The organism is Thermosynechococcus sp. PP555, assembly GCF_031583225.1.
Lineage (GTDB): Bacteria > Cyanobacteriota > Cyanobacteriia > Thermosynechococcales > Thermosynechococcaceae > Thermosynechococcus.
Genome location: NZ_CP134168.1, coordinates 610,247 through 624,360, shown reverse-complemented (window position 1 = coordinate 624,360; position 14,114 = coordinate 610,247). Strand labels below are relative to the sequence as shown.

At 53.5% G+C, this 14,114-nt stretch carries 12 protein-coding genes and 1 tRNA gene; 8 read left to right on the top strand and 5 right to left on the bottom strand.

Going from position 1 to position 14,114, the window contains the following annotated elements; all coding sequences use genetic code 11:
- Nucleotides 1–13 precede the first annotated feature (13 nt).
- The 3 genes from RHH27_RS02875 to RHH27_RS02865 form a co-directional block, all read right to left on the bottom strand.
- Nucleotides 14–826: an ABC transporter ATP-binding protein gene (locus RHH27_RS02875; RefSeq protein WP_225901634.1), complete on the bottom strand. Its 813-nt coding sequence runs from the start codon at nucleotides 824–826 to the stop codon at nucleotides 14–16.
- Nucleotides 816–2,066, bottom strand: a complete 1,251-nt coding sequence (locus tag RHH27_RS02870) for a branched-chain amino acid ABC transporter permease (protein WP_302678800.1) — start codon at nucleotides 2,064–2,066, stop codon at nucleotides 816–818. Before RHH27_RS02870 ends, RHH27_RS02875 begins: the two co-directional genes overlap by 11 nt.
- A gap of 97 nt (nucleotides 2,067–2,163) precedes the next feature.
- Nucleotides 2,164–3,474, bottom strand: coding sequence for a PrsW family glutamic-type intramembrane protease (locus tag RHH27_RS02865; RefSeq protein ID WP_225901633.1), 1,311 nt, complete (start codon nucleotides 3,472–3,474; stop codon nucleotides 2,164–2,166).
- 196 nt (nucleotides 3,475–3,670) lie between these two features.
- Between RHH27_RS02865 and RHH27_RS02860 the strand changes: the two genes are divergently transcribed.
- The 8 genes from RHH27_RS02860 to RHH27_RS02825 all read left to right on the top strand — a co-directional run bounded on the left by RHH27_RS02860 (nucleotide 3,671) and on the right by RHH27_RS02825 (nucleotide 11,985).
- Nucleotides 3,671–3,743 (top strand) — tRNA-Ala (locus RHH27_RS02860).
- Between the two features lie 207 nt (nucleotides 3,744–3,950).
- Nucleotides 3,951–4,607: a DNA methyltransferase gene (locus RHH27_RS02855; protein WP_225901632.1), complete on the top strand. Its 657-nt coding sequence runs from the start codon at nucleotides 3,951–3,953 to the stop codon at nucleotides 4,605–4,607.
- The gene (locus RHH27_RS02850; protein WP_399373163.1) at nucleotides 4,591–6,147 is read left to right on the top strand and encodes an Eco57I restriction-modification methylase domain-containing protein; all 1,557 of its coding nucleotides are present in this window, start codon (nucleotides 4,591–4,593) and stop codon (nucleotides 6,145–6,147) included. The genes RHH27_RS02855 and RHH27_RS02850 overlap by 17 nt, the downstream gene beginning before the upstream one ends.
- A 496-nt stretch (nucleotides 6,148–6,643) precedes the next feature.
- Complete coding sequence (locus RHH27_RS02845; RefSeq protein WP_302678798.1) at nucleotides 6,644–6,985, top strand: GIY-YIG nuclease family protein; 342 nt, start codon at nucleotides 6,644–6,646, stop codon at nucleotides 6,983–6,985.
- Between the two features lie 311 nt (nucleotides 6,986–7,296).
- On the top strand, nucleotides 7,297–9,807 hold the full coding sequence (locus tag RHH27_RS02840) for a GIY-YIG nuclease family protein (RefSeq protein ID WP_302678797.1): 2,511 nt from the start codon (nucleotides 7,297–7,299) through the stop codon (nucleotides 9,805–9,807).
- 23 nt (nucleotides 9,808–9,830) lie between these two features.
- Entirely contained in the window at nucleotides 9,831–10,238 is a 408-nt protein-coding gene (locus tag RHH27_RS02835; RefSeq protein WP_302678796.1) for an N-6 DNA methylase, read from the top strand.
- A 344-nt stretch (nucleotides 10,239–10,582) separates the two neighbouring features.
- Nucleotides 10,583–11,569 (top strand): hypothetical protein, encoded by a 987-nt coding sequence (locus RHH27_RS02830; protein WP_302678795.1) that lies wholly within the window; start codon nucleotides 10,583–10,585, stop codon nucleotides 11,567–11,569.
- The gene (locus tag RHH27_RS02825) at nucleotides 11,566–11,985 is read left to right on the top strand and encodes a type II toxin-antitoxin system VapC family toxin (protein WP_302678794.1); all 420 of its coding nucleotides are present in this window, start codon (nucleotides 11,566–11,568) and stop codon (nucleotides 11,983–11,985) included. Before RHH27_RS02830 ends, RHH27_RS02825 begins: the two co-directional genes overlap by 4 nt.
- Nucleotides 11,986–12,112: 127 nt before the next feature.
- Here RHH27_RS02825 and RHH27_RS02815 read toward each other — a convergent pair whose 3' ends face one another.
- Both RHH27_RS02815 and chlG read right to left on the bottom strand, forming a co-directional pair.
- The gene (locus RHH27_RS02815; RefSeq protein WP_302678793.1) at nucleotides 12,113–13,042 is read right to left on the bottom strand and encodes an RluA family pseudouridine synthase; all 930 of its coding nucleotides are present in this window, start codon (nucleotides 13,040–13,042) and stop codon (nucleotides 12,113–12,115) included.
- Nucleotides 13,043–13,050: 8 nt separating this feature from the next.
- Nucleotides 13,051–14,046, bottom strand: coding sequence for a chlorophyll synthase ChlG (chlG, locus tag RHH27_RS02810; protein WP_206200978.1), 996 nt, complete (start codon nucleotides 14,044–14,046; stop codon nucleotides 13,051–13,053).
- Nucleotides 14,047–14,114: the final 68 nt, after the last annotated feature.

The following is a 14,114-nucleotide window of genomic DNA, read 5'->3' as shown; positions in this document are numbered from 1 at the left end:
ATGGGAGTAGGAACTACTGTCCGAGGTAAGCGGTCAGAACCTCAGGATTGGTTTGAATCTCAGTGGGGGAACCATCAGCCAGATTTTTCCCCTCTGCTAAGACCCAGATGTGCTGACACAGGGACATGACCACGTCCATATTGTGTTCAATAATCAAAAATGTCACGCCCTGTTGGTTCCACCGCACAATGTGCTCGCAAATTTGATGGATCAAGGTGGGGTTAACACCTGCTGCTGGCTCATCGAGGAGCACCATGCGGGGATGGTGCATCATCACCCGTGCCATTTCTAAAAGTTTGCGTTGCCCTCCCGACAAGGCGCCAGCGTAGTCATGGGCCTTAGCGGTTAACCCCACAGACTCCAAAATCTCCCACGCCCGTTGCCGCAGCTTTTGTTCCTCTTGACGAATGCGCAGCGGTTGTAGCCAACTATTCCAGAATTTCTCCCCTGTTTGCAGCGGCGCAGCCAAGAGCATATTTTCGAGAACCGAGAGGCGCGAGAGCACACGGGGCACTTGGAATGTTCGCAGGAGTCCTTGGAGAGCAACTTGGTGGGCGGGCAAATGGCTAATCGGGACGCCGTCAAAGATCACGCGGCCTTGATCGGGGATGAGGAAGTTGCACAACAGGTTGAATAGGGTGGTTTTGCCCGCACCATTGGGGCCAATGAGACCGGTGATGCTGCCGCGGGCAACCCGAATTTCCACATGATCGACAGCGCGAATACCACCAAAACTTTTGCACAGCCCCGTGGCCACTAGGAGATCCGAAGGCAAGACTTGACTGATACCGCTAGAGACGGGCGCAAGAGAAGATTCATCGACCAAGGCTGAGTTCCTCCTTTTTGCCCAAAATACCTTGGGGTCGCCACATCATCAAGATAATGAGGACAAGGCCAATGAGCATCATCCGCAAGGCCTCTAGGCGACCGCCATCAAGGGGAATAAAGCGGGTCAGGGCAGTGTAGGCCCAAAAGAGAGCAGCGCCGAGGAGGGTACCCATGTTATTGCCTGCGCCCCCCAAAACCACAATGGTCCACGCCTGAAATGTAATCAGGGATACAAAGCCGTCGGGGTTAATAAAGGTCAGCTGCCACGCATAAAACGACCCGGCCACCGCCGCGATCGCCCCCCCCAGAAGGAAGGATTGCATTTTGTAGGCAAAGACATTTTTACCCAAGGCCTTGGCCACTTCTTCATCCTCACGGATGGCTTTGAGCACCCGTCCCCAAGGAGAACGGATCAAACGCTCCAACTGCCACATCACCAAAGCAAGCACCAATACCAGCAGCCACAACAACCCAGCGCGGTAGCTAAAGGCCCACAGACCAAGGGTCAGGGCTTTGACCACCAGACCCACCAAAGCAGCGGCCAAGGTATTCAGGGCAATGGGAACCACGGCTCGTTTTTCTGGATGGCAATAATAGCTCACAAGGGCGATCGCCCCACCCAGCGTCACCAGTGTCAACCCAAGAGGAAAAATGGCCATTCCCCGGCCTAAGCTTAAGGGGAGCAACGTGGCCCAAAGGCTGAGGGTACCGGCAATGAATAAAGCTGCGTAGCTAGGCAGTAACCAGCGGGGGTGCGATCGCCCATACTGCCGCTGTAGCCATTGCCACCACTGCCCTGCAGCCGCCCCCACCACAACCCAAAAAAGAGCAATCATCCCCAGTTTGGTCGGCAGATTGGGATTGAACTGAGCAAGGGGCAGCGGAAACCCATACACCCCCCGACCGCCTCGGGTTAGCCAATCCTCATTGAGGGCAATCAAGCGGACAATTTCCGCCATGCCGATCGTCACAATCGCGAGGTAATCTTCCCGCAGCCGCAGCGTCGCAATCCCCATTAAAAAGCCCAGTCCCATCGCCAGCACCACGCCAGCAAGGACAGCAAAGAACATGGGGACGCCAGCAATCCCCAACAAAATCGTGGTGTAGGAACCAATGGCCAAAAAACCAACATGGCCAAAGTTAATTAGCCCCGTATAGCCCCAGTGCAAATTCAGCCCCAAGCTAAAAAGGGCAAAGGTGGCAGTGAAGATACCAAGGGAAATGAGATAGCCAACCATTTAGATCATCGAAGTTAAGGGCGAGACAGTTGCGCTGCGCTGTTGCGATCGCGCCAGTGGATGAAGGAATCAAAATGAATATATTTTATACACCTGCCTAGCGATAACCATAGAAGCGGGTGGCAAAGTTTTGCGATCGCGTCGGGGACAGTTGACGCGCTTTCAAAATCGCGGCGGTGAGAAATACATAGGCCAAAATCCCCACCACTGCCAAACCCATCGGACCAAAACGGGCGGCAGCCGTATTCCAAAGGGCATGCAGAAAGGCCGCTAGACCTAGGCCAACCATTAAAATCAAGGGCGCTCGATGGGGGCGCAATACACTCAATCCCACACAATAGCCCAAGTAGCCCGTGTAGGCCATGTGCCCCGTTAGGGATCCCAAGACCCGAGGAATCAGTACTTGCAGACCAGCTAAATTACCAAATTGACCGGCAATACTAGGGACATACTGCCCAAGGGTTTCTATCCAAGTAAAACCGAGGCCGGCAGCCGCTCCCAAGAGAATGCCATCGAGGGGTTCCCATACGCCCACCTTTTGTTTCCACGGACTCGGCAGCCATCGCCCTAAGCCATAGGCCACAACAATGGGTAACGCCTTGAGGAGTTCTTCCATTAAGCCGGCACCAATGAAGTTGCGGCTGAATAACACCCAAAATGAAGGATGGGGCGGATGCAGTTGGCCGGGTAAAATGGTGCGAAAGAGATAGATCATGGCTGGCAAAATTGGGCTTTGCAGAATCAACATTTCCAGCGTCAATGTGCCCAGTAGAACCCATGCGGGTTTGCGCTTGCCACAGAGTTGATAGATAAAGTAATAGGCAGCACTGCCCAAATAGAGCGCCAAGATGACCTTGAAGGCATCGGGGGAGCCAGCCGTGGCGAAAAGGAGGATAACCGCAACAACCGTAACAATCCCCGGTACCAGATAGGCTTTGCGTACCCAGTCGGGATGAATGGCAAAAATAGGCAGGAGTTGGGTAAGGGTGAGGGGTTGATCGGGCTGGGTACTCACGACTTCGGTGAGGGGAAGATATTCTAGGACAAATTCAGGCCCTTGGCGCCCCAATTGAATGCGATCGCCGGCATTGAGCACAGTTAAGCTCTCTACTCGCTGTTGATTGACATAGGTGCCATTGACACTGCCGAGGTCAGCGATCGCCCACACGGGAATACTGCCACGCTTTTGACAGGTGAGTTGGGCATGGTGGCGGGAAACAGAAGTATAGATGTGAGCGTCAAGGACAATGTGGCAGGTAGCGGGGTCACGACCAATAATGGTCACCTCCTCCTGAGACAGCCAAAACTGCCCCATTTCAGGGGAAACTTGCCGCAGCACACCCGCATACTTCAGCGTTGGATGGAGAGGGGAGCGATCGCGATTCATTGGTACCCGTATCAACTGCAAGGGGGACGATGAGACTCCCAAAGTCCGACCTGCTCAGCACTCACACCCACTATACACTGGGTACTTGATACTTCCTTTGAGCGAGAGGGCGATCGCGAGGGGAAACCATGGTTGTCCATCCTAGGCAGAGGGTTACTTTGGGGGCAGGAGTTGACAAAGGGCAGCATTTTGCGCAATGATAAAGTTCTGCTGATGCGGGGCTATAGCTCAGTTGGTAGAGCACTTCAATGGCATTGAAGGGGTCAGCGGTTCGAATCCGCTTAGCTCCAGTGGAAACGCAAACCATACTTTTTGTTAGACCGAGGGGTGCAGTCAGTATAGGCTGTCACTTCAAATTAGCACTGCAATGAACCATGGCACCCGCGATCGCATCCACCCGAAACAAGGAGCGCTTAATCCTCCCTTCCAGACCGACCCACAGGCCAAACCGTTGCCCACAGGTCGAGATTCAGGTTTGACTTCCATGTTGGTGAGCGATGAGAACCATGACAAAATCCAGACAGCGGGTTGTGGATTACGGCGAGGTTCTGACGCCGCCGCATATCGTCAACGCCATGCTCGATCTGGTTAAACAGGAAACAGAGCGGATTGATTCGCGCTTCCTAGAGCCGGCCTGCGGCACGGGGAACTTTCTCGTCGAAATCCTGAACCGGAAACTACGCGTGGTGGAAGCGCGCTATGCTAGGGTCCAACTGGAATACGAGCGCTACGCCATCTTGGCCGTGTCGTCGCTCTACGGGATTGACATTCTGGAAGACAACGCTGCGGAATGCCGGCAGCGGCTGTTTGCCGTTTTTGATGAAGCCTACACGCGGCTTTTCAAAGACAAGGCCAAAGCGCCATGCCAAGAAACAGTGCGCTATATCCTCAGCAAAAATATTGTTCATGGCGACGCGCTGACCTTGAAAACCGTAGGGGCGAACCCCCAACCGATTATTTTTCCTGAATGGTCGCTGGTCAATGGCAGCCTGCTCAAGCGGCGGGACTTTGCCTTCCATGAACTGGTGAACCAGGGAGCGATGCGGGAGTTACCGCTCTTTTCGGATGCCGGCGAGGAGGTATTCATCCCTGAACCGGTCAAAGACTACCCGCCGGTGCATTTTCTGGAGGTTGCCCATGCCTACGATGAGTAGCCACAACCCGGACGTGCTCTTGTGCCTAGCCAATCTCTCCAGCGACGAGGTCTTCACCCCGCCGGCGCTGGCTAACCAGATGCTGGATCTGCTGCCGCCCGATCTCTGGAGTAACCCCGACGCCCGTTTTCTCGATCCGGCCTGCAAGTCGGGGGTGTTTTTGCGCGAGATCGCCAAGCGGCTGGACAAGGGCCTAGAAACCCAAATCCCCGATCGCCAAGAGCGCATCAACCACATCATGAAGCACCAGCTCTTCGGCATCGCCATCACCGAACTGACGGCGCTCATCGCGCGCCGCACCCTCTACTGCTCCAAACACGCCAACGGCAAATACTCCATTTGCACCGCCTTTAACACCGAAGAAGGCAACATCCGCTACCGACGCACCGAGCACACCTGGCGAAACGGCCGCTGCCTCTTCTGCGGCGCCAACGAAGCCAACTACGCCCGTGGCGAGGAACTGGAAACCCACGCCTACGAGTTCATCCATACGGAAAACCCACTCCGTCTTTTCGACGAGTACAGCGAGCCATGTCATTTCGACGAGCACAGCGAGGAGAAATCGATGAAATTCGATGTCATCATCGGCAATCCGCCGTATCAGTTGAGCGACGGGGGGTTTGGTAGAAGCGCAACGCCCATTTACAACAAGTTTGTCCATCAAGCAAAAAAACTGAATCCACGCTATCTGGTGATGATCATCCCTTCCCGCTGGTTTGCTGGCGGTAAGGGCTTGGATTCCTTCCGAGCCGAGATGCTTGGCGATGATCGCATCCGAAAACTGGTGGACTTCGAGGATGCATCAGAGGTCTTCCCCGGCGTAGATATTGCTGGCGGTGTGTGTTATTTCCTTTGGGAACGGGACGCGCGTGGGACTTGCGAAGTGACCAATGTGCATAAAGGAGAAAAGGTCGTTTCGACACGAAAACTCGATGAATTCCCAACCTTCATCCGCCATAGTCAGGCCGTGTCCATTGTAAGGAAAGTACTCGCTAAGAAAGAAAGGAGTATGAGCGAACAGGTATCAGCTAGTAAACCTTTCGGATTGCGCACTTTCGTGCGCCCCCAAAAATCTGGCGATCTCATACTGCGCTGGCAAAATGGCGAAGGTCCGTATAAAAGGGAGGATATAACCGTTGGCGTGGAAATGATCGACAAATGGAAGGTGATTACATCCTACGTGGGCTATGACCATGCCGGAAATCCCGGAACAGACGGAAGGAGAAGGGTTTTTTCCAAAATAGACATACTACCCCCGAGAACCATCTGCACAGAAACGTATCTGGTAATTGGAGCTTATGATTCCCAAAAGCAGGCTGAACATTTGGCGGCCTATATGAAGACGCGGTTCTTTCGTTTCCTAGTATCGCAGTTCATGTATTCGCATCACATTACAAAAGATGCCTACGCCTTCGTCCCCATCCTTGACATGAACACCGAATGGACCGACGAAAAGCTCTACGAGCGATACGGGCTTACGGAAGAAGAAATTGCCTTTATCGAGTCGAAAATTCGCCCGATGGAGGCTGGTGATGCCTGACACCTGCTTCCCGTTGCGCCGGAAGGAATAGAACATGTCATTTCGCAGGAGCGGAGCGACCTTGTCATTGCGCAGGAGCGCAGCGACCATGTCATTTCGAAGGAGCGCAGCGACTGAGAAATCCTACCCATCATGGCATGACGATTTCTCGCTTCGCTCGAAATGACGCACGCACGGCCCGAATGGCGCAACACACCCTTGTCATTTCGAAGGAGCGCAGCGACTGAGAAATCCTACCCATCATGGCATGACGATTTCTCGCTTCGCTCGAAATGACGCACGCACGACCCGAATGGCGCAACACACCCTTGTCATTGCGCAGGAGCACAGCAACCATGTCATTTCGAAGGAGCGCAGCGACTGAGAAATCCTACCCATCATGGCATGACGATTTCTCGCTTCGCTCGAAATGACGCACGCACGGCTCGAATGGCGCACACTGCGATCGAACCCACAAGGATGAACCTCTCTTGAAATCACAAAGCAAGGAGCGCTCATGAAAAGAGACTATCACTTCTACGTCTACATCCTTACTAACTGGAATAACAAAGTCATGTATGTTGGTATGACAAACAACCTTGAACGCCGAATATACGAACACAAAAACAAACTGGTGGATGGCTTTACCAAAAAATACAACGTGAACAAACTTGTGTATTACGAGCACACAACTGACGTCTACGCCGCAATTGCCAGAGAAAAACAAATCAAAAAATGGCGGCGAGAAAAAAAGAACCAATTGGTTATGACCACGAACCCCGAGTGGAAGGACTTGAGTTTGGAATGGGAAGCAACACCGAAGGAGCAAGGCAACACCGCTATTTCGAAAGAGCAATAGCAACCATGTCATTTCGCAGGAGCGCAGCGACCTTGTCATTTCGAAGGAGCGCAGCGACTGAGAAATCCTACCCATCATGGCATGACGATTTCTCGCTTCGCTCGAAATGACGCACGCACGGCCCGAATGGCGCAACACACCCTTGTCATTGCGCAGGAGCGCAGCGACCATGTCATTTCGAAGGAGCGAGGCGACCTTGTCATTTCGAAGGAGCGCAGCGACTGAGAAATCTTGCCTAGAGTGTGAGGATTTCTCGCTTCGGTCGAAATGACGTACGCTGTGCTTGGAATGAGAATTGCTAAGATGAAACCATGACAAAAGATTTTTTCCCGCCCCGTCCCAAAATCGAGCCGAAAATCTACGCCTACGAGGACACCAACCCGCAGTATGCGGGCCTGCTCAAGATCGGCTACACCACGAAGAGCGTGCAGGATCGGGTGGCGCAGCAGTATCCCACGCTCCGCCCTGGCGAGAAGCCCTATCGCATCGTGCTGGAGGAGCCGGCCATTCGCAACGACGGCACGGGGTTTACCGACCACGAGGTGCACCGCATGCTGCGCATCAACGGCATCCCGCAGGCCGGCGGCGAGTGGTTTCGTTGCACCGTGGAGCAGGTCAAGGCCGCCATTCAAGCCGTGCGGACAGGTCAATTGATGGAAGAACAGCGATCGCTTAACTTCCCCCTGCGCCCAGAGCAGCAAGCAGCGGTTGAGAAGACCATGGCCTATTTCCAGAACTATCGCCGGGAAAACGGCAAGCCGCCCCATTTCCTCTGGAACTGCAAGATGCGCTTCGGCAAGACCTTCGCCGCCTACCAACTGGCCAAGCGCATGGGCTGGAAAAAGATACTGGTGCTCACCTTCAAGCCGGCAGTGCAAAGCGCTTGGGAAGAAGACTTGCGCTGTCACGTGGATTTTCAGGGCTGGCAATTCATCAAACCCGGCGGCCTCACCTACGAACAGGCGGACAAGAACAGACCCATCGTCTGCTTCGGTTCCTTTCAGGATTATCTGGGTCGCAATCCGAGCACCGGCGGGATTAAAACCAAGAATGAATGGGTGCATACCACACACTGGGACTGCGTGATGTTCGATGAATATCACTTCGGCGCCTGGCGGGAGAAAGCTAAAGATCTTTTCGAATCCGAAGACGAACAGGAAAGAAAAGCGGCGGAAGGTGAAGCCATCGACTACTTTGATGAAGACATTCTGCCCATCACCGCGGATCACTATCTGTATCTTTCCGGCACACCGTTCCGAGCCATTGCCACCGGCGAGTTCATCGAGGAGCAGATCTACAACTGGACCTATTCTGACGAACAGAAAGCTAAAGAAGAGTGGCAGGGAGACAATAACCCCTACGCCGCCTTGCCGCGGATGGTGTTGATGACCTATCAACTGCCGGATGACATCCGCGACGTGGCGATGAAGGGCGAGTTTAACGAGTTCGACCTGAACCTCTTCTTTGCGGCGGAAGGCGTCGACGATCAGGCGCGGTTCACGTATGAAGAGGAAGTACAGAAGTGGCTCGATCTGATTCGGGGCGCCTATCTCCCCACGAGTTTAGACAACTTAAAACTGGGTGCGGAGAAACCGCCGCTGCCCTTTTCGGATATGCGGCTGTTGAATGTGCTCTCGCATACCCTGTGGTTCTTGCCCAGCGTTGCCTCTTGCTACGCTATGCGGAATCTGCTGGCAAAGAGCCAAAATAAATTCTACCACGATTACAAAGTCATCGTTGCTGCCGGTGCAGCTGCGGGTATTGGGGTCAATGCTCTACCGCCTGTTCTCGAAGCAATGGGTGATCCCCTCAAGACCAAAACCATCACCCTCACCTGCGGTAAGCTCACCACCGGCGTGACGGTGCGGCCTTGGACAGGGATCTTCATGCTGCGCAACACCTCCAGCCCAGAGACCTACTTTCAGGCCGCCTTTCGCGTGCAAAGCCCTTGGATCATCAAAAATCCCGACGGCGTTTCGCCCAATGAGGAGCTGATCCTCAAAAAGGAGTGCTACGTCTTCGATTTTGCGCCGGATCGGGCCTTGCGCCAGATCGCCGACTACAGTTGCCGCCTGAACGTCAACGGGGAAGACCCGGAAAGGAAGGTGGCGGAATTTATCCAATTTTTGCCGGTGTTGGCCTACGACGGCAGTTCCATGAAGCAGATTGACGCCGCCGGGGTGCTCGATATGGCGATGGCCGGGACCACGGCAACCCTGTTGGCTCGCCGCTGGGAAAGCGCGCTGCTGGTGAACGTGGACGACGACACGCTGCGGCGGTTGATAAACAATGAAGAGGCGATGCAGGCGCTGATGCGCATCGAGGGGTTCCGCAATCTCAATCAGGAGATCGAGACCATCATCAACAAATCTGAAGCGGTCAAGAAGGCGAAGAAAGAGGCAAATGACCAGAAACTTTCCTCTCAAAAGAAAAAGCAGCTTACAGAAGAAGAAAAGGAATTCAAGAGCAAGCGCAAGCAAATTCAGGAAAAACTGATCAAACTTGCCACCCGCATCCCCATTTTCATGTACCTGACCGATTACCGGGAACGAACACTGCGGGACGTGATCACGCAATTGGAGCCTAGGTTGTTCAAGAAGGTCACAGGGTTGACGGTCAAAGACTTTGAACTGCTCGTCAGCTTGGGGGTATTCAACAGCGCGTTGATGAACGATGCGGTGTATAAGTTCAAAAGATATGAAGACCCGAGCTTGGCCTACACAGGGATCAATAAGCATGAAGGGAAGGAGATCGGCTTGTATGATACCGTCCTCCGTCGCGGAAACTGCCCCTCTTCCCTGCCTGAAGTTAGCAATTTATAGGAATTGATCTCGGAAGTGAGCGCTTGCTGGCGCAATTCGAATACCACATCAAGCTCTACGAGGCGCTCTTTATCCAGCACATGATGAATGCCCTGCGCCCCGGTGGGCGCGCCGCAGTGGTACTCAAGGAAGGCTTGCTATTCGACTCGAAGAAGATGCTCCGCAACATCTGCCGCAAACTCGTGGAGCAGTTCGAGGTCCTGGCGGTGATCAGCCTGCCCAACGGCGTCTTCAACCCTTACAGCGGAGCCAAGACCAGCGTCGGGGTCTTCCGCAAGCCCCTAGGCAGGGACGATGTGCGGACTTCCAAGGTGTGGTTCTATCGGGTGGAAAGCGACGGGCGTGACCTCGGCGCCACCCGCCGCCCGCTACCCGATTTTGCAACCGACGGGGATCTCGCACACATGGTTTCGCTCTGGCCCTACACCTAGCGGCAGGAAAAGGACAGCGGTGTAAGGGCGATCCTCAAAGCCGATGACCTCAAGCAGTTTGAAAGCGAAAAATCCTAGTGGGCAACGATAGACCAGATTCGCGCGATCGACGACAACCCGACCGCACGCCGCTACTGCCGGCACCAAGCCGAGGCCGTCGAGCACGAAAAGCCGGAGGTGCTCATCAATCGCCTGCTGGAGCTAGAGGAGGAAATATACTGAAGACCTGCGCCAGCTTCTGGCGATGGTATCGGGAAATAATTTTGTCAGCAGTTCACAACGCTCGATAAATGCTTAATGATAAATGCTTAATAAATTAGCTTAGTCATGAGGAGGTGCGCACCATGAACGGGAAAACTTCACTGTTGACCCTGATTTTAGAAGGCAGGTTTGTCCGCTCAGGTCGAATAGCTGTTTCACAGCTTTCAGAGCTTTTGTCGAGCCTTCAAAAAGTCTTTTACCGAACCGGCCAAGTGCTCTTAGGCGAAACCGATAGTATTCGCAAAGAACCCAAGTCGAAACAGCTCAAGCAGCTTCTGGAATTAGACCTTATTGAGATTAACCACGGAAGCCCATCAACCCTACTCCGCTTCGACAGGCGAGCTGAACCAAGCTTGTTCCCCGAAGAGGATTTTTTACTTCACATCTTAGAGACTGCTCTTACAGGCATACACGAAGTCCAGGAGCCGGGTGATGTCCTTCCTCGTGGATTTGATCGGGGAGTCTTACTTGCATGGCGTGATGTCGGCAGGCTTTTCCAGAAAGAAGTATATTCAATAACTTTTGAACTCAATCATCGTCCGAGTCCGCTACAGGTTCAGTACACCCCCCAAGCGTTCCAAGTAATCCAGCAGCGGATTCAGGGACCCAAAACTCACCTCACTACCATTGAAGGCCGCTTGCTTATGGCGGACTTCAAAGAAGAAGGTATGCGGTTACGGGTTCATCCTCCTGTTGGTGATCCAGTCGTATGCGTGTTCGACGAGGAGCAAAAGGAAGAGGTACTTGAGAATCTTCTGCGTCGCGTCCGCATAATCGGTGAAGCACTCAGCGATCCTGAGACCGGCAAGATTAACCGAGTGCGTATCCACGACATCGAACCTTTAGAGGAACTCACGGAGGCGATAGAGGAAATTCCGCTCGCTCCAGCAGAAGTTTATGATTTCTGGACTTCAAGAACACTGAAAGAACTTGCCCAAATGCAGGGCGTCCAGCCTGTAGCTAATCTTGCTACTTTATATGGCACTTGGCCCGGCGAACGCAACGATAGCTTTGAGGAGTTTATTCAAGAATTGCGACAAGGCAATGTCATCGGGAGGCATGGCTCGTGACATCCGCCTATCTGCTCTTGAATACTAACATTCTCTCATACATCATGAAAGGTGCGCCAGAGGCGAGGCTTTATGAGAATCATCTCTTCGGCAAAACCTTGGCGATTTCCTTCATCACCGTTGGCGAACTTTGGGCAGGGGCAGAATACGCTGGGTGGGGAGAGCAGAAGCGAAAGAAGCTTGAGAGCGTGCTTCGTAACTTTGTGGTGATTCCTTATGACTACGAAATCGCAAAAAAGTACGGCGAGATTGTTGCAGGACGAAAGCGTATCGGTAAGCCGATTTCCTTTGCCGATGCTTGGATCGCTGCTTGTGCACTGTGCTATCAGGTGCCGCTCGTTACTCATAACGAGAAAGACTTCCAGAATATACCCAACCTTTCCGTAATCACACAGCAAGGTGGTCAGACACCATGACCACGTTTGCCATCACAGTATTCGGCTGAGTCAATACTGTTTGCCGGCGTTAGGGATCGTTGTTGATGATGGATAATGCACCAATTCATCCGAAAAGGGCGATTCAGGAAGCGGTCAAAGCGGCGGGTCACAAGGTGTTATTCTGGCCCAATATCCGCAGTAGTTTTTCTAAATGCTCTGGCAGAGGGGCGATCGCCACAATCTCCTCACCTGTACGGGGATGCTGCAACGCTAAGCGATAGGCATGGAGCGCTTGGCCGGGCAGTTTTACTTTTAGCGGTGCACCGCGGCCATAGACAGGATCCCCCAACAGCGGCCAACCCAAGTGGGCGGCATGAACGCGGATTTGATGGGTGCGACCGGTTTCAAGGCGAAACTCCACAAGGGCACAGTGGCGGAAGCGCTCCTGCACGTACCAGTGGGTAATTGCTGTGCGGCCTTTTTCTGGAGGCACCACCGCCATCTTTTTGCGATCCACCGGGTGACGACCAATGGGCGTAATTACCGTTCCCCTGTCCTGCGGGGGCTGGCCATAGACGACACCAAGGTAATGGCGCTGCATTTGCCGTGCTTTCAATTGCTGTTGCAGATGGTGTAGGGCAAACTCCGTTTTGGCAACAACCATCACCCCAGAGGTGTCTTTGTCTAGGCGATGCACAATCCCCGGTCGCTGGACACCGCCAATGCCTGTCAACTCAGGGCAATGGGCTAACAGACCATGAACTAGGGTGCCGTGGCGATGACCGGGGGCAGGATGCACCACTAGATCCACGGGTTTATTGAGAATCAGTAACTCATCATCCTCATAGAGAATACTCAGGGGTAGGGGTTCAGGGATTAAATCCAACGGCTCTGGTTCAGGGAGCACCACCTGCAGTACCTCACCACCACTGAGGGGCTGATTTTTGCGATCGCACACTTGGCCATTAATCCGCACATAGCCCTGTTGGATCAGCTGCTGCCAGCGCGATCGCGAGAGTTCAGGATGCCGCTGTGCAAGAAACGTATCGAGGCGATCGCCCCCCTGTTCTACCTTGAAGGTCAGCGATGTCGTCATGCCCCCAACTACACCAGTGTATGCCCAAGGGCTAAACCCACCACTAACATCCCTAAGACGAGAAAGGGTTGAGCACTGGCTTGGTACTTGACATCGTTTTTCAAGGGATCCCGCAGGAAGTACATATCCTGAAAGACGATTTGGGGAATAATCAGCAAAATCAGCAGCACTGCATAAAGATTGGCATGAATGGCCATCAGGTAGCCCGCAATCCCCAACTGGAAAATGTCAATCATCAGAACACAAATCCATGCGGCGGTAGTAACGCCAAACATCACCGGCAAGGAAGCCAAGCCGAGTTGGCGATCGCCCTCAACGCTTTTGAAGTCATTGACAATGGCAATACCCAAGCCCGCCAAACTGTAAATCAACGTCAAGATCACAATCGTCGGTGTCAATTCGCCAAAAAGGGCGTGACCTGCCCACCACGGTAAAGCAATGTAGCTGGCTCCGAGGGCATAATTCCCCAGCCAACCATTCTTTTTCAGCTTCAGGGGCGGTGCGGAATAAATATACGCCAAAAAGCCTCCCAGCAAAGCAATTTTGGTCACAGGGAACGTGGGATGGTCAGCCCATAGATCGAGTAGAACAGCTAGACCCAAACCTGCGACAACGAGGAAGATAATCTGCGCCCGCACTTGGTTAAGGGAAATCGCCCCTGAAGGAATGGGACGGTAGGGTTCGTTAATCGCATCAATCTCGCGATCGTAGTAATCGTTGAGCGTTTGCGTATAGCCCGCCATCAAAGGTCCCGACAGCAGCATACAGGTCGCTGCCTTGAGCACATCCTCCAGACTCCAGGTAAATCCCCCCGACGAGGCTGCACCACAGACCACGCCCCAAATGAGGGGGATCCATGTAATCGGCTTCATTAGTTGCAGGCGAATTTTCCAGATATTGGTCTCGCCGCTTTTGGCACCCTTCATGCCCAGCAGTTGCCGTGCGGCTGCAGTAGTGGTTTCCGTGGATGTTGAAGTCGTCGTTGAATCGGGGGTTTCCGTCATAGCGCTTGTTGTGCTCAGCAATCACCTCAATGATTATAGTCGTTTCACCTTCCGCCACCTAGGGGGAT